The sequence below is a fragment of the Bradyrhizobium sp. Y36 genome (genome assembly GCF_002531575.1).
In the GTDB taxonomy this organism is placed as follows: Bacteria; Pseudomonadota; Alphaproteobacteria; order Rhizobiales; family Xanthobacteraceae; genus Bradyrhizobium.
In genome coordinates this window covers 258050-273362 of sequence record NZ_NWTI01000004.1, presented here as the reverse complement: position 1 = coordinate 273362, position 15313 = coordinate 258050, and the positions used below count along the sequence as shown (strand labels likewise).

Sequence of the window (15313 nt, the reverse complement as noted above, 5' to 3'; positions counted from 1 at the left end):
CTCCAGGGCAGGGACTGGCGCTTAGGTAGCGATCAATCGCGCGGCCGCCATCCGGACGCAAGTCTCGAACGCGGTCAGATCGTGCCAGACGTCGATCGGCATCGTGGCCGGCGTCACCAGCGGGCAGCCGTGCAGCTCCAGTGCATGGATCATCATGAGGTTGTCGACGAGGCCGAAATCCTCGACCGTCAGCCCCTGGGCATCGACCAGCCGCCCGTCCTCGGAGCTGACGTCCATGAAGCGACCGAGGCGGTCGGCATAGGTGGCGGGATCGTTGGAATAAGCGAAGCAGAGCTTGCGGCGGCCGGCCATGTAGCCGAGCTCGTAGACGGTGCCGGGATCGGCCCCGGCGCCGCGGAACGGGGTGAGGTTGGCAACGATGGCATCAGCCGCATCCATCATCGCCTCGTTGCCGCAAAAGATCTGGCGCGCGGCATCGGGCGCGGTGAGGTCGATGGCGTTGTCGAGGGGATAGAGGCCGGTGAGGCCGTAGCGGCCGCAGATATCGACCTTGCGCCGGCCGATCGCGATCGCATCCGGCAGGAACACGTCGGGGCCTGCCAGATAGATTTTCATGGAAGATGGCTTCGGAGAAATTCAGGCGAGCCGCGAATCGCGGCGAATACTGCGTTCCCTCCCCCGCCTGCGGGGGAGGGCTGAAAGCGGCCGTCAGGCCAGCTTGACCGTCTCGGCCTTGACGTCCTTGCCGAGGGCTTCGAACACCTTGGCGACGATGCCCTTGGCGTCGAGACCGGCGCGGGCGTACATCGCGGCAGGCGTGTCGTGGTCCTGGAACACGTCGGGCAGCACCATCGCACGGAACTTGACCATGCCGGTGTCGAGCACGCCCTGGTCGGTCAGGAACTGCGCGACATGCGAGCCGAAGCCGCCGATCGAGCCTTCCTCGACCGTGATCAGCACATCGTGGTCGCGGGCGAGCTTGAGCACCAGCTCGGTGTCGAGCGGCTTCATGAAGCGCGCATCGGCAATCGAGGTCGACAGGCCGTGGGCTGCGAGCTCGTCGGCAGCCTTCTCGCACTCGGCGAGGCGGGTGCCGAACGAGAGCAGGGCGATCTTGTTGCCCTGGCGGATCATGCGGCCCTTGCCGATCTCGAGCGGAATGCCGACTTCGGGCATCTCGACGCCGCGGCCTTCGCCGCGCGGATAGCGCAGCGAACTCGGACGGTCGTTGATCGCAACCTGCGTCGCCACCATGTTGACGAGCTCGGCTTCGTCGCTAGCTGCCATGATCACCATGTTCGGCAGACAGCCGAGATAGGCGTTGTCGAACGAGCCGGCATGGGTCGCGCCGTCGGCGCCGACGAGGCCGGCGCGGTCGATGGCGAAGCGCACGGGCAGATTCTGGATCGCGACGTCGTGCACGATCTGGTCGTAGCCGCGCTGCAGGAAGGTCGAGTAGATCGCGCAGAACGGCTTGTAGCCTTCGGTCGCAAGACCGGCGGCGAAGGTCACCGCGTGCTGCTCGGCGATGCCGACGTCGAAGGTGCGATCGGGGAAGGCCTTGTTGAAGATGTCGACGCCGGTGCCCGACGGCATCGCCGCGGTGATGGCGACGATCTTGTCGTCCTTCTGGGCTTCCTTGACGAGGCTTTGGCCGAATACGTTCTGGTAGGCCGGCGCGTTCGGCTTGGCTTTCGCCTGCGTGCCGGTCGCGACGTCGAACTTGACGACGGCGTGGTACTTGTCGGCGGAGGCTTCCGCCGGGCCGTAGCCCTTGCCCTTCTGCGTCACGACGTGGACCAGGATCGGACCGGTCTCCATGTCGCGCACGTTCTTCAGAACGGGCAGCAGATGGTCGAGGTTATGGCCGTCGATCGGGCCGACGTAATAGAAGCCGAGCTCCTCGAACAGCGTGCCGCCGTCCATCATGAAGCCGCGGGAGTATTCCTCGACGCGGTTGGCGCGGTTGGCGATGATCTTGGGCAGGCGCTTGTTGATCTGCTTGGCCGCCTCGCGCAGCGTGCGATAGGTCTTGCCGGAGTAGAGGCGCGATAGATACGCGCTCATCGCGCCGACCGGCGGAGCGATCGACATGTCGTTGTCGTTGAGGATGACGATCAGGCGGGAGTTCATCGCGCCGGCATTGTTCATGGCTTCATAGGCCATGCCCGCCGACATCGAGCCGTCACCGATCACGGCGATAACGTTGTTCTTGCCGCCCGAGAGGTCGCGCGCGACGGCCATGCCGAGGCCGGCCGAAATCGAGGTCGAGGAGTGCGCCGCGCCGAACGGATCGTAATCGCTCTCGCTGCGCTTGGTGAAGCCGGAGAGGCCGCCGCCGGTGCGCAAGGTGCGGATGCGGTCGCGCCGCCCGGTCAGGATCTTGTGCGGATAGGCCTGATGGCCGACGTCCCAGATCAGCCGGTCGCGCGGCGTGTCGAAGACGTAATGGATCGCGGTGGTGAGCTCGACCACGCCGAGACCTGCGCCGAAGTGACCGCCGGTCACCGAGACGGCATCGATGGTCTCCTGCCGCAGCTCGTCGGCAACCTGGCGAACCTGCTCGATCTTGAGCTTGCGCAGGTCTTCCGGCGTCCGAATGGTGTCGAGAAGCGGCGTCTTGCTATATGCGTTCACGGCGATTTCCAATTTGTCAGCGCCGGAAGGTCATTCCGGTGCGCGATGGGTTTGCACAATATCGGCGCAGCGCGAGTCCTCAAACCGTCGGAGCCACCTGCATGGGGCCAAGCCTCTTCTTCAAGCTGACAACCCCGTCTTCAAGCTTAGGTAAGCTTAAGTGCGCTCCGGTTCAGTCTCTGTGATCCCTGTCACTTAGATCGGCTTCGTCCGTCCCAGCCAATTTCATTAGCAGTTTGAAGCGCTTGTCGTCGGTAATCGGTGCCCACGCAAGGCTTGCAAAAAGCCACACTCCGCGCAGCTTTACACCAAAGCTTGGGCCAAAGCCAACCCGCCGGACCGATTAGGGGTATGCAGGTGCAACTACCGGGCCAGAGTGGTTAACCGCGGGCGGGGACCAGGGGTTCCCGGCCTGCCCGGTTCTTTGGCAGGCTTTTTTACCCCGAAATCAGGTCTTTTTGACCGCCATGGGCCGATTCGAGGGCCGAGGATTGCCAGCACCGAATGGAACCACGGACCGGCCGGGGACAGGAAGCCGTGCGAACATGAAAACGCGGCGCAAGGCTTCGCCTCCCTGCGAAGAAGTTTCGCAGGAGCGCGGCAATGCTGCGGGAAAGGCTTTGGCTACTGGACGTCCAGCGGCGCCGTCCCGGTGGCCTGGCCGCTGGCATCGGTGGTGATCTTGTCGACCCGCGCCTCGGCCTGGCGCAGCAATTCCTCGCAGCGGCGCTTCAGCGCCTCGCCGCGCTCGTAGATCGTCACGGATTCCTCGAGCGGCACCTTGCCGTCTTCGAGCCGCTTCACGATCGTCTCGAGTTCCTCGATCGCGCGCTCGAAGGTGAGCCTGGAGACGTCGACTTGGGTGTTTTCGGCCATATCCGTTTCCGATCGCCCGATTCGCTTAGCCCGCAGTGAAGGCGGGTTTTGCGGGCTTAATGTGGCGGGTCCTTCAGGCGCCCATCAGGGCGCCGACATGCGCCGTAACAGATTCTTTCAGCCCTTGCAGGTCGTAGCCGCCTTCGAGCACGGACACAACGCGCCCGCCGGCGGTCTTGTCGGCGAGATCCATCAGCTTGCGCGTCACCCAGGCATAATCCTCCGCGCGCAAATTCAGCGAGGCCAGCGGATCGCGGTAATGCGCATCGAAGCCGGCGGAGATGACCAGCAGCTCGGGGCTGAATTTTTCGAGCTGCGGCAGGATCAAATTCTCGAACGCGGAGCGGAATTCCGGCCCGCCGTCCTCGGAGGCGAGCGGCGCGTTGACGATGGTGTCGTGATCGCCGCGCTCGCCCTTGGCTCCGGTGCCCGGAAACAGCGGCATCTGATGCGTCGAGCAGTACATCACGGTGGGGTCGGACCAGAAGATGTCCTGCGTGCCGTTGCCGTGATGCACGTCGAAATCGACGATGGCCGCGCGCTTGATGCCGAATTTACGCTGCGCATGCCGCGCGGCGATCGCGACGTTGTCGAAGAAGCAGAATCCCATCGGCTTGCCGATCTCGGCGTGATGTCCGGGCGGGCGCACCGCGACGAAGGCGTTGCGATGCTCGCCGTTCATCACCGCTTCGGTCGCCGCGACCGCGCCGCCGACGCCGCGCATCACCGCTTCCCACGTGCCGGGGGACATCGAGGTGTCGCCGTCGATATAGACCTGACCGCTCGTCGGCGCGATGTGGCGCAGCTCGGTGACGTAATGTTCGTTGTGGCAGAGCGTGACGAGGTCGAGATCGCCTTCGGGGGCCAGATCGCGCGCCAGGAACTGGAAGCGCTCATGCGACAGCGCTTCTTCCACGGCACGCAGGCGATCGGGCCTTTCAGGATGTCCCGGCGGGGTGACATGGTCGAGGCAGGCCTTGTGGGAGAGAAGAAGCGTGCTCATCAGGTCGGCCTCACAGGAAACGGACTCGCGTCGTCGCTTGGCGCATCCGGCGCCAAAACGCAATCTCAAAGGCCAATCTATGCGCTTGGGCGGCAATGGCAAAGGGGCGTCCGGCCATCGCCCGATTGATCCGGATCAATTCACCCGCAGGATGCGGGTGGGCGGTAACGGACCGATCGGCCCATGCGCCCGGAAGAACGCGAACAGCGCATCGGCGTCGTAGCCGCCATATTGCGGTGCCGTGCCCTGTTTGGCGACGGTAAAACCGTCGCCGCCGACTGCGAGGTAATCGTTGAGGGTGATCCGGTAGCCGCTTCCAGGTTCGATCGGGCGGCCGCTCAGCATCATCCTCTCGGGGATCACGCGCTCGCCGAATGGCTTGGACGCATCCCAGGCATAGCTGAATCCATTCGAGACCTGGAGGATCCGCGGCCGCTTCGGGTCCAGCCATTGCTGCTCGAGCATGTCCTTGAGCTGGCTGCCCGTCAGCGTCATCGTGACGAGGCGGTTGCGGAACGGCTGGCTGGCAAAGACATCGCCGAAGGATATCGCGCCGTTCTCCTTGGGCACGATGTCGGTGCGGATGCCGCCGGGATTGGTAAGGGCGATGACAGCGCTGCCATCCTGGGCCGCCCGGGTCGCGGCAAGCTGGGCGTCCGCGATGATGTCGCCGAGCGCGCTTTCGCCGGCCTCGTTCGGCACGCGCGACAGGGTTTGCGTCACCGATCCGGCCGGCCGGTTGGCGATCGGCGCCGACAGCCTGTCATAGGCCTCGATCAGCGCGGTCTGCTCGGGATCCTTCGCGAGCGACGCGTTGGCGACGAGAAGATTGTCGGCCCTGGCACTGACGATGTCGCGCGTCGTGCGGTCGAGCTTGATGTCGATCGCGGTGACCAGGGTGCCGTACTTGTCCCCGCTGGTGACGAGCCGCCCGTCGATATCGCAGACATAGGCGCGGTGGGTATGGCCGCTGACGACGACGTCGACGGCGCGGTCGAACTTCCTGACGATGTCGACGATCGGCCCCGTGATCCCCGGACATTCGTTGTAGTCGCCCGAGGGCTCGCCGCCCTGGTGGATCAGCACCACGATCGCTTCGACGCCGCGCGCTTTCAACTGCGGCACCAGCGCGTTCACCGTCTCGGCCTCGTCGCGGAATTCGATCCCGGTGATGCCCGATGGCGAGACGATGCCCGCCGTCTCCTTCAAGGTCAGCCCGATGAAGGCGACGGGAATGCCGTCGAATTCGCGGATCTCGTAAGGCGGCAGCACGCTCTTGCCGGTCGCAGTCTCCACGGTGGACGCCGCGAGATAGCGGAATTTGGCGCCGGTGAAGGGATGTGGTCCCTGGCAGCCGTCGACCGGATGGCAGCCGCCGTTCTGCATCCTGAGCAGCTCGGTCTTGCCCTCGTCGAACTCGTGGTTGCCGACGGAGGTGATCGCAAGCCCCATCATCGAGAGCGCCTCGATCGAGGGCTCGTCGTGAAACATCGCCGACAGGAACGGGCTCGCGCCGATCAGATCGCCGGCGGCGACGAAGATCGTGTTCTTGTGTCCCTCGCGCAGCTGCTTGACCAGCGTCGCCATGTATTCGGCGCCGCCGGCCGCGACCATCACCTTTTTGGATTTGTCCTCGGGATCGTTGATGCGGATGCCGCCCGGCGGCGGGCGCAGATTGCCGTGGAAATCGTTGATTGCAAGGATGCGCAACTCGACGGAGGCGGCGGTCTGGGCCGCAGCGGGGAGGGCAAAGGTCAACGTCAGCGCGAGTGCGGGGAGGACGGATCGGTATCGCATGAAACCAAGATTAGTCGGTCCGCACGAAGATTTCACGAAGCATTGTCGTGAACGTGCGGGATGAGAGATCTGTCCTCAACTACGGTCTCGTAGGGTGGGCAAAGCGGAGCGTGCCCACGTCTTAAGGCGTGGGCGCGGCGCAAGTGCGCCTTTGCCCACCCTACGATACTGTTGGCTTGGAGCGGGCTCGTCCTACCGCTTCTTGCGGCTCGCGAACGCGTTGAACGCGGCCACGGCTTCGTCCGACTTCAGCCGCTCGCCGAACAGATGGCCTTCCTGGTCGATGCGGCGGGTGAGCTGTTCGGCCGGCGCGCGCAGCAGCTTGCGCGAGGTTGCGACCGCCTCGGCCGGCAGGCGGCAGATATCGCGCGCCACCTTGCGTGCCTCGACCTCGGTATGCCCCGGCGACACCACGGTGTTGACGAAGCCGGCGGCATGGGCTTCCGCGGCGGAGAAAGTCCGCCCCATCACCAGCATGGCAAAGGCGCGCTGATAGCCCATCGTGTTCGGCACCAAGAGGCTGGCTGCGCCGACCGGCACCAGGCCGAGATGGATGTAGGGTGCGGAGAAGGTCGCAGCGTTCGAGGCGAGCACGTAGTCGCAGTGAAACAGCATCACGGTGCCCATGCCGATCGAGGCGCCGTCAACCGCCGCGATGATCGGCTTGACGTTGAGGGCGAGCGAATAGAGAAACTTGGCGCCTTCCGACAGCGTCTCGGGACGCGATGTGTCGGCGTGCATGAAATCGTCGATGTCGTCGCCGGCGGTGAACACGCCGGAGCCGCCGGTGATGATCATGCAGCGGATATCGGGGTTGTTCTGCGCGGTATCGATCGCGCGGCCCATCTCCCGGTACATGTCCTGGGTGATCGCGTTCTTCTTGCCCGGGCGGCGCAGGGTGATCACACGCGTTCCGCGCTCTTCGGTCACGACGATGTTGCCGTTCGGCATGAGAACTCCCTGCGGTCGCCGCGAGGCTTGCCGCTTTGCAAGCCCCACCAAGCACCAGCCTACATGATCCCGCAGGCGTGCCAATGCGCTGGGTCAAGCTTTTCGCTGCCAGGTCCGGCGAGGCCGCGCATGGCAGCCGTCGTCTTCACGCATCGCAACAATCGGCTACAATGTTTCGTTTGAAAAACCGCTGGTTGTGGTGCACGATCCCGTGGCTCCATTTGACCGATTGCCCGATCGATGGTTGTCGCAACCCGTGTCGACGAATCCTCGCTGCACTACCGCGGCTGGCGCGTCGTGCTGGCCTGCTTCCTGATGGCCTTCTTCATGTTCGGCTTCGGCCTGTACGGGCAGGGCGTTTATCTTGCCGAGCTGCAGCGCGCCCATGGCTGGCCGGGCACGCTGATCTCCGCGGCCAGCACCTTCTCGTTTCTCCTGACCTCCGTGCTCGTCGTCTTCACCGACGATCTGCTCGCCCGCATCGGGCTGCGCTCCCTGATCCTGGGCGGCCTGGTGGCGCTCGGCGCCTCGACGGTGCTGCTGGCGCTGATGCAGACGCCCTGGCAGCTCTATCTCGCCTATGCGCTGATGTCGGTCGGCTGGACCGGCATGGGCACGGTGGTGATCGCGACCGTGCTGAACTCCTGGTTCGAGCGGCGGCGCGGGCTCGCGCTGAGCCTCGCCTTCAACGGTGCGACCTGCGGCGGCATCATCCTGGTGCCGCTGCTGCTGTCGTTGACCGGCAGCATCGGCTTTCGGTCCGCCATGCTGACGGTCACGCTCGCGATGATGGCGCTGGTGGTGCCAGTCGTGGTGATCTTCGTCGGCTGGCCTGCCGGGATGTCGCCGGCATCGGATCGACGTTCCGAAGGCGGCCGCGCGGCCGCGCGGGGCCAATCCCGCAAGGCGCTGCTCGCCAACGCGGCGTTCTGGACCATGGTGCTGCCGATCGCGATCGCGGTGATGGCGCAGATGGGGTTCATCATCCACCAGGTGAGCTTTCTCGAGCCGCTGATCGGGCGCGCCAGTGCCGGCCTTGCCGTGACCCTCATGGCGGCGATGGCGGTGGTCGGCCGGCTGTCGCTCGGCCTGTTCGTGGACCGGCTCGATCCGCGTCTGGCCTGCGCGGCGTCGATGACGAGCCAGGCGGCGGCGCTGCTCGTTCTCCTGCAGAGCACGAGCCCGACCATGTTGCTGCTGTGCTGCGCCGTTTACGGCTTCTCGATCGGCAACATGATCACGTTCCCGCCCCTGATCATCCAGCGCGAGATCGGCGCGGGTGCCTTCGCCGCTGCGATGGGATTGGGTACCTCGATCAGCGGCGTCGTCAGCGCCTTCGGTCCAGGCCTCGTCGGCGTGGTGCGCAGCCTCACCGGCAACTACACGACGGCTTTTGCCATGTGCGTCGCGCTCGATCTCATGGCGGCCGGGTTGGTGCTGTGGCGGCCGGGGAGAAGGGTGAAAGTCGCAAGCTTGTAGGCGGGATGGAGCGCAGCGCAATCCGGGGACAGCTGCCTGCGTATGCCACACGCGTTCCACACATTCGCTATCACCGCCCGACTTGATCGGGCGATCCAGTACTCCGAGACGTTTGTTGTCCATCGAGAAGCTGCGGCGTACTGGATTCCCCGCTTTCGCAGGGAATGACAGCGGAGGAGAGGAGGGACCTCCGACATCCGCTGTAAGTAGTCGCGCTCTCAGCCCAGCAGCACCGCATCCGCCGCCGCAACCGACTCCGCGCTCTCGGTCACCGTGCGCTCGAGCGCGCCGGCCTGCACGGTGATGTTCTCGGCGAAGAAGCGGGCGAGCGAGACGTAGCGCGCGGCGTCCGTGTTGCCGTCGGCTTTTGCGGCGAGCGCCTCGGAGGCGAGCAGGCAGCCGCCGAGCGTGGCGCCGAACTGCTGCAGATAGGGCGTCGCGCCGGCGAGCGCCTCGTTCGGCGCGGACGTCACGCGCTCCAGCAGCCATTTGCTGCTGCGCGTCAGCGCGTCGAGCGCTTCCCGCAACTTCGCACCCGTGGTGCCGAAGGCGGGATCGTTGGAGGCCTCGACCTGCTTGACGGTGGCTGCGAGCTCGTCGAGCAGCGCCCACACCGAGGCGCCGCCGTTCGCCGCCAGCTTGCGCGTGACGAGGTCGATTGCCTGGATGCCGTTGGTGCCCTCGTAGATCGCGGTGATGCGGGCATCGCGATAATGCTGCGCCGCGCCGGTCTCCTCGATGAAGCCCATGCCGCCATGGATCTGGACGCCGAGATAGGCGACCTCGTTGCCGATGTCGGTGGAATAGCCTTTTGCCATCGGCGTCAGCAGCGCCGCGCGCGCGGCGGCATCGGCGCGCACCTTGGGGTCCTTGGCGCGGGTCGAGACGTCGATCGCGACCGCGGTGGCATAGCAGATGGTGCGTGCGGCGGCGGTCTGCGCCCGCATCCGCATCAGCATGCGCTTGACGTCGGGATGCACGAAGATGGCGTCCGAGCCGTCGCCCTTCTTGCCGACGGCGCGGCCCTGCTTGCGCTCCTGCGCATACGACAGGGCTTGCTGATAGGCGCGATCGGCAACGCCGACGCCCTCGAGGCCGACGCCGAGGCGGGCCTGGTTCATCATCGTGAACATGCAGCGCATGCCCTGGTTCTCTTCGCCGATCAAAAAGCCGATCGCGCCGCCGTGGTCGCCCATGGTCATGGTGCAGGTCGGCGAGGCGTGCATACCGAGCTTGTGCTCGACGCCGCTGGCAAAGATATCATTGCGCGCGCCGAGCGAGCCGTCGGCATTCACCATGAACTTCGGCACCAGGAAAAGCGAGATACCCTTGGTGCCTACGGGCGCGTCCGGCAGTCGGGCCAGCACGAAATGCACGATGTTGTCGGTCATGTCGTGCTCGCCATAGGTGATGAAGATCTTCGTCCCCTTGATGCGATAGGTGCCGTCGGCCTGCTTCTCGGCGCGGGTGCGCAGCGCGCCGACGTCGGAGCCGGCCTGCGGCTCGGTCAGCTGCATCGTGCCGGTCCATTCGCCGGAGACGAGCTTTTCGAGGTAGATGGTCTTCAGCTCGTCGCTGCCGTGGGCGTCCAGCGCTTCGATCGCCGAGGCCGTCAGCAGCGGGCAGAGGCCGAAGGCGACGTTGGCAGCGCTCCAGATCTCGGTGCACGCCGCGTTGATCGCGATCGGCAGGCCCTGGCCGCCGAAATCTTCCGGGCCGGACACCGCGTTCCAGCCGCCTTCGGTCCAGCGCTTGTAGGCGTCGGGCCAGCCCGGCGCGGTCGTGACCTTGCCGGCGTCCAGCTTGATGCCGTGCTCGTCGCCGACCTTGTTGAGCGGTGCCAGCACGTCGGTTGCGAACTTGCCGGCTTCCTCCAGCACCGCCGCGGCGATGTCTGCGTCGAAGTCGCCGTAATGACCGGCCTCCACGGCAGCCTTGAGGCCGGCGCCATGGTTGAGCGACAGCAGCATGTCATTGATCGGCGCGCGGTAGGTCATGGTTCACTCCCGTGGACAAATATTGGCGCCGTATTCCCATGAAACGGGGGAGGTCTCAATGGGCGGAACGCCTCCTGCCGGAACAGGCCCGGGCCGGTCATCCCGGGACTATTATAAAGTGTGGCGCGGCCGAGCCCGGGGCCAGCGGTATTTTGCCCCTCCAGGCGGTTGAAATGCCGCGCCGCTCCCTATAGACCGGCTGCGACCGGAGGGAATCTGCGGCGGCCAGTCCTTCGCCATCCCGTCCGTCGTCTGTTGGGGCGTAGCCAAGCGGTAAGGCAGCGGATTTTGATTCCGCCATTCGGAGGTTCGATCCCTCCCGCCCCAGCCAGCAGCTCCGCGGGTCCTGAAATTGCTGGCGAAACGGCCTGGCTGGGGATCTGCTGCACAGGTCTTCGACACCTTACCGCTTGCACGGGGGGCGCTCTGCCGCCCCTTGCCATCGTCGCGGCTGGAAGCTTGCGGCTGGCGCGAGAACCCTGTCGCAACTCTGCATGAGGCACTGCGAAGGAGCGAAGATTGATCAATCGCAAATCAGGATGGCTATCCCGCGCATAAGTTTTCGTGACGACCGGTGGGACGGCAATCGCCGCGAGCCGAAGCGCTCTCCGGAAGGTGGCGGCGCTGACGAGCAGATCGCCCCCACTGCCGGACGATCGGGAAAGGCCTCGCCGCATGAGCTTCAATTCCGTCTCCGAGCAAGTGCCGGGCGCACGCTCATCGACCGCGAAATGGATTGGATGGACAGCCGCCGCACTGCTTGCCTGGGGCACGCTCTACAGCCAGCTCATTCCCCTCTCGCACTGGATCGTCGCGTCGACGGGCGTCGATCCGAACAGCCACCTCGGCGAAGCCGTCGGCTTCTTCGCCTATGACACGCCGAAGGTGCTCATGCTGCTCACGCTCGTCGTGTTCGGCATGGGCGTGGTGCGCAGCTTCTTCTCGCCGGACAAGACCAAGGCGCTGCTTGCCGGCAAGCGCGAGGGCGTCGGCAACGTGCTGGCGGCGTCGCTTGGCATCGTCACCCCCTTCTGCTCCTGCTCCGCCGTTCCGCTGTTCATTGGCTTTGTCAGCGCCGGCGTGCCGCTCGGTGTCACCTTTTCGTTCTTGATCTCGGCGCCGATGGTGAATGAAGTGGCGCTCGGCCTCTTGTTCGGGCTCGTGGGATGGAAAGTGGCGCTCACTTATCTTGGCTTCGGGCTCGCGGTTGCCATCGTCTCCGGCTGGGTCATCGGCCGGTTCAAGCTCGAGCATTGGCTGGAGGAGTGGGTCCGCAACATCCGCGCCGGCGCGGCCGATCTTCCGGCGGAAGAACTTTCGGTCGTCGATCGTATCAAGGCGGGCGTCGATGCTGTCCATGAGATCGTCGGCAAGGTCTGGCCGTGGATCATCGCGGGTATCGCCGTCGGCGCCTTCATCCACGGCTACGTGCCCGAGGATCTGCTGGCGACGATCATGGGACGAGGGGCGTGGTGGTCGGTGCCCGCCGCGGTCGCGATCGGCATCCCCATGTACTCCAACGCTGCCGGCATCATCCCGATCGTCGAGGCCTTGCTCGCGAAGGGGGCCGCGCTTGGAACCGTTCTGGCGTTCATGATGTCGGTGATCGCGCTGTCGCTACCCGAGCTGATCATCCTGCGGAAGGTTCTGACGATCCGGCTGATCGCCGTCTTCGTCGGGGTCGTCGGCACCGGCATTCTCGGTGTCGGCTTTCTGTTCAATGTCCTCTTCTAGAGCGTTTTCGAGCGAAGTGGGTACCGGTTCGCGTCAAGAAAACGCGTCCGAGCAAGAATCTGGGGCCTCGTTTCGATGCCATCGGAACGGAAATGGCTCTAGCAAGTACGGAGAAGGTTCATGCGGGAAGTGAAGGTCCTTGGCCCCGGCTGCAAGCGCTGCGTCGCGACGGCCGAGATGGTTCAGAAGGAGGCGGACAAGCTCGGTATTCCCATCGAGATCGAGAAGGTGACCGACTATGCGGCCATCGCCGGCTACGGCATCGCCGCGACACCGGGCGTCGTCATCGACGGCAAGGTGGTGCATGCGGGCGGTCTGCCGAAGCCCGAAGATCTGGCGCGCTGGCTGACATCCTAGCTCCATCGCATCGTGCCCTGAACCGAGGATCGCCTGATGAACGACGTTCTGCCCGCCTCGGCAATACCCGATCTTCTCAATCGCGAATGCTTCTGCATTACGCTGGACCACGATGCCTTGTGCCGGGAGGTGGAAAGGGAGGCAGGCGATCGCGAGATCTGTGCGAGCCTCGCCAGGGAGCGTCCGAATCTCTTCTCGAATGCGCCCGTATTTCTTTCGGAGGCGGTCACGCGAGCGATGGCTCGGATCGTTCGCGCGATCGAGACCGTGGCGGAAGTGCCGGCCTATCAGGATGCGTCGTTATCCTGGGCTCCGCCGATTGCTGCGAGGAATTTTGGGCCGCGAGGATCCTTCATGGGTTACGACTTCCATGTCGGTTCTGGCGGCCCCAAGTTGATCGAGGTGAACACGAATGCGGGCGGCGCCTTTCTCAATGCCCTGCTCGCCAAAGCACAGCGCGCCTGCTGCCGGGAGGTCGAGGCCGGCCTGATGAGATCTCACCTCGATGAATTCGAACCAGCCGTCTTGCGCATGTTCATCGATGAGTGGATCAGCCAGCGAGGGAAGGGCAGGCCTGGACGGATCGCCATCGTCGACGACGATCCGGAAGGGCAGTATCTGTATCCGGAATTCCTGCTGGCCAGACAGTTCTTCCTGAGGCACGGCATCGATGCGGTCATCGCGGATTCGCGTGCTCTGGCTTACGCCGACGGTGAGTTGAGGTTCGGCGACCGGACCATTGATCTCGTCTACAATCGCGTGGTCGATTTCTCCCTTGAAAAACCCGAGCATGCCGAGTTGCGGGCGGCCTACCTTGACGGCGCGGTCGTCGTGACGCCCAATCCGCACGTTCATGCATTGTATGCTGACAAGCGCAACCTGGCGCTGCTCTCCGATCGGGCGCTGTTGCAGTCGTGGGGAGTCCCGGCGGATGCGCTTCAGGCTCTTACCGGGGTTCCGCGCACCGTTCTCGTCACGTCGGAGAACGCCGAATACCTCTGGACGACGCGCAAGAACTGGTTCTTCAAGCCGGCGACGGGCTATGGCAGCAAGGCGGTCTATCGAGGTGCCAAAGTCACCAAGGGTGTATGGGCCGAGATTATCCAAGGGGGATACGTCGCTCAGGAGTTTGCAGCACCGAGCGAACGCATTGTCCGGTTGGACGGAATGGCCGAACCTCGCAAAATGGATGTTCGCCTCTACGTCTACCATGGCCGGGTGTTGCTGACGGCCGCTCGTCTCTATCAGGGGCAGGCGACGAATTTCCGGACACCGGGCGGCGGGTTCGCGCCGGTCTTCGTGGTTTGAACGCGATCCGGAGGGTCGCCGAGGACGCGAGGGAGCTGGGTCGAGCCGGGCCAGCTAGCTCAACGCGGCCGACAGCTTGTGCATCACCCGGTCGAGCACCTTCACCTCCTCGGCGGTCAGCGCGCCGAGCAGCTCCGTCTCGCGCGCCAGCGCGAAAGGCACGATCTTGCGATAGAGCGCGCGGCCGGCCGGTGTCAGCGAGACGATCAGCTCGCGCCGGTCGTCGGGATGGTGCTTGCGGCTCGCGATGCCGCGCGACTGAAGCCCCTGGACGGCGCGGCTGACTTGCATCTTGTCGAGCGTCGTCAGCGGGCCGATCTCCTTGGTGGCAATTTCCGCTCGCGCGCCGAGAATGGCGAGCACGCGCCATTCCTGCCGCGTCAGCGCAAAGCGCTCGGAATAGACCTCGGCAACGGCCAGCGACACCTGCTCGGCGAGACGCGCCAGCCGGTAAGGAAAATATCGCTGCAGGTCGAGCTCGCCATCATCCTGCGCAGTACCGCGCGCGGTCGCTTCCCGCCCTCGCGACTCGCCCGAACGTCCCGTCACGCCGCTTCCGCCCCGCCGGTCCATGGCAGATTCTTCCGAGCCGATTGATCCAGATCAAATCCGGGAAATAGTAACATCTGATACGAATTTCGCAACGGCAAATCCAGGGAGCGAAACATCATGAAGATCGAGAAGATCCATCACGTCGCCTATCGCTGCGTCGACGCCAAGGCCACCGTCGAGTTCTACAAGAAGGTCATGAACATGGATCTTCTCGGCGCCATCGCCGAGGACCGGGTGCCGTCGACCAAGGCGCCCGATCCCTACATGCACATCTTCCTCGACGCCGGGAACGGCAACATCCTCGCCTTCTTCGAGCTGCCGAATTCGCCGCCGATGGGCCGCGATCCCAACACGCCGGAATGGACCCAGCACATCGCCTTCCAGGTCAAGGATCTCGCCGAGCTCGAAGAGGCCAAGGCGCGCGCGGAAGCCGCCGGCCTCGACGTCGTCGGGGTCACCGATCACACCATCTTCAAGTCGATCTATTTCCGCGATCCCAGCGGTCATCGTCTGGAGATCGCGGCCTGGACCGCCACGCCCGAGCAGATCGACCGCATGAAGTCGGTTGCGCACGAGATGGTCGAGGAATGGTCGCGCACCAAGCGTCCGCCGCGCCACACCGCCTGGATGCACGAGAAGGAATTCGCGGACGCGCATTGAT

Annotated in this window: 13 protein-coding genes and 1 tRNA gene; 6 read left to right on the top strand and 8 right to left on the bottom strand. The window is 64.9% G+C overall.

What is annotated here, in order from left to right; translation table 11 throughout:
• Window positions 1-21: 21 nt before the first annotated feature.
• The 6 genes from CO669_RS10010 to CO669_RS09985 all read right to left on the bottom strand — a co-directional run bounded on the left by CO669_RS10010 (window position 22) and on the right by CO669_RS09985 (window position 7225).
• On the bottom strand, window positions 22-576 hold the full coding sequence (locus tag CO669_RS10010; RefSeq protein ID WP_097659636.1) for a nucleoside 2-deoxyribosyltransferase: 555 nt from the start codon (window positions 574-576) through the stop codon (window positions 22-24).
• 93 nt (window positions 577-669) lie between these two features.
• A complete protein-coding gene (dxs, locus tag CO669_RS10005; protein WP_097659777.1) occupies window positions 670-2598 on the bottom strand; it encodes a 1-deoxy-D-xylulose-5-phosphate synthase in 1929 nt (642 codons plus the stop codon).
• Window positions 2599-3222: 624 nt separating this feature from the next.
• Complete coding sequence (locus CO669_RS10000; RefSeq protein ID WP_008132970.1) at window positions 3223-3474, bottom strand: exodeoxyribonuclease VII small subunit; 252 nt, start codon at window positions 3472-3474, stop codon at window positions 3223-3225.
• A gap of 73 nt (window positions 3475-3547) precedes the next feature.
• Window positions 3548-4477 carry a histone deacetylase family protein gene (locus CO669_RS09995; protein WP_097659635.1) on the bottom strand — a complete coding sequence of 310 codons (930 nt, stop codon included), beginning with the start codon at window positions 4475-4477 and terminating at the stop codon, window positions 3548-3550.
• Between the two features lie 135 nt (window positions 4478-4612).
• A complete protein-coding gene (locus CO669_RS09990) occupies window positions 4613-6274 on the bottom strand; it encodes a bifunctional metallophosphatase/5'-nucleotidase (protein ID WP_097659634.1) in 1662 nt (553 codons plus the stop codon).
• 192 nt (window positions 6275-6466) lie between these two features.
• Window positions 6467-7225: an enoyl-CoA hydratase-related protein gene (locus tag CO669_RS09985; RefSeq protein ID WP_097659633.1), complete on the bottom strand. Its 759-nt coding sequence runs from the start codon at window positions 7223-7225 to the stop codon at window positions 6467-6469.
• A 240-nt stretch (window positions 7226-7465) separates the two neighbouring features.
• Here CO669_RS09985 and CO669_RS09980 point away from each other — a divergent pair, with 240 nt between their 5' ends.
• On the top strand, window positions 7466-8704 hold the full coding sequence (locus CO669_RS09980) for an MFS transporter (protein WP_097659632.1): 1239 nt from the start codon (window positions 7466-7468) through the stop codon (window positions 8702-8704).
• Window positions 8705-8922: 218 nt separating this feature from the next.
• Here the strand turns inward: CO669_RS09980 and CO669_RS09975 are convergent, their stop codons facing one another.
• Window positions 8923-10701, bottom strand: coding sequence for an acyl-CoA dehydrogenase family protein (locus tag CO669_RS09975; protein WP_097659631.1), 1779 nt, complete (start codon window positions 10699-10701; stop codon window positions 8923-8925).
• 256 nt (window positions 10702-10957) lie between these two features.
• Here CO669_RS09975 and CO669_RS09970 point away from each other — a divergent pair.
• From CO669_RS09970 to CO669_RS09950, 4 genes are all read left to right on the top strand, one after another.
• Window positions 10958-11032, top strand: a tRNA-Gln gene (locus CO669_RS09970).
• Between the two features lie 344 nt (window positions 11033-11376).
• On the top strand, window positions 11377-12435 hold the full coding sequence (locus CO669_RS09965) for a permease (RefSeq protein WP_097659630.1): 1059 nt from the start codon (window positions 11377-11379) through the stop codon (window positions 12433-12435).
• A 120-nt stretch (window positions 12436-12555) separates the two neighbouring features.
• Window positions 12556-12792 carry a thioredoxin family protein gene (locus CO669_RS09955; protein ID WP_097659629.1) on the top strand — a complete coding sequence of 79 codons (237 nt, stop codon included), beginning with the start codon at window positions 12556-12558 and terminating at the stop codon, window positions 12790-12792.
• 36 nt (window positions 12793-12828) lie between these two features.
• Window positions 12829-14100, top strand: coding sequence for a hypothetical protein (locus CO669_RS09950; RefSeq protein WP_097659628.1), 1272 nt, complete (start codon window positions 12829-12831; stop codon window positions 14098-14100).
• 54 nt (window positions 14101-14154) lie between these two features.
• Here CO669_RS09950 and CO669_RS09945 read toward each other — a convergent pair whose 3' ends face one another.
• Window positions 14155-14649, bottom strand: coding sequence for a MarR family winged helix-turn-helix transcriptional regulator (locus CO669_RS09945; protein WP_097659776.1), 495 nt, complete (start codon window positions 14647-14649; stop codon window positions 14155-14157).
• A gap of 120 nt (window positions 14650-14769) precedes the next feature.
• Between CO669_RS09945 and CO669_RS09940 the strand changes: the two genes are divergently transcribed.
• The gene (locus tag CO669_RS09940; protein WP_097659627.1) at window positions 14770-15312 is read left to right on the top strand and encodes a VOC family protein; all 543 of its coding nucleotides are present in this window, start codon (window positions 14770-14772) and stop codon (window positions 15310-15312) included.
• The last annotated feature ends 1 nt before the right edge of the window (window position 15313 follow it).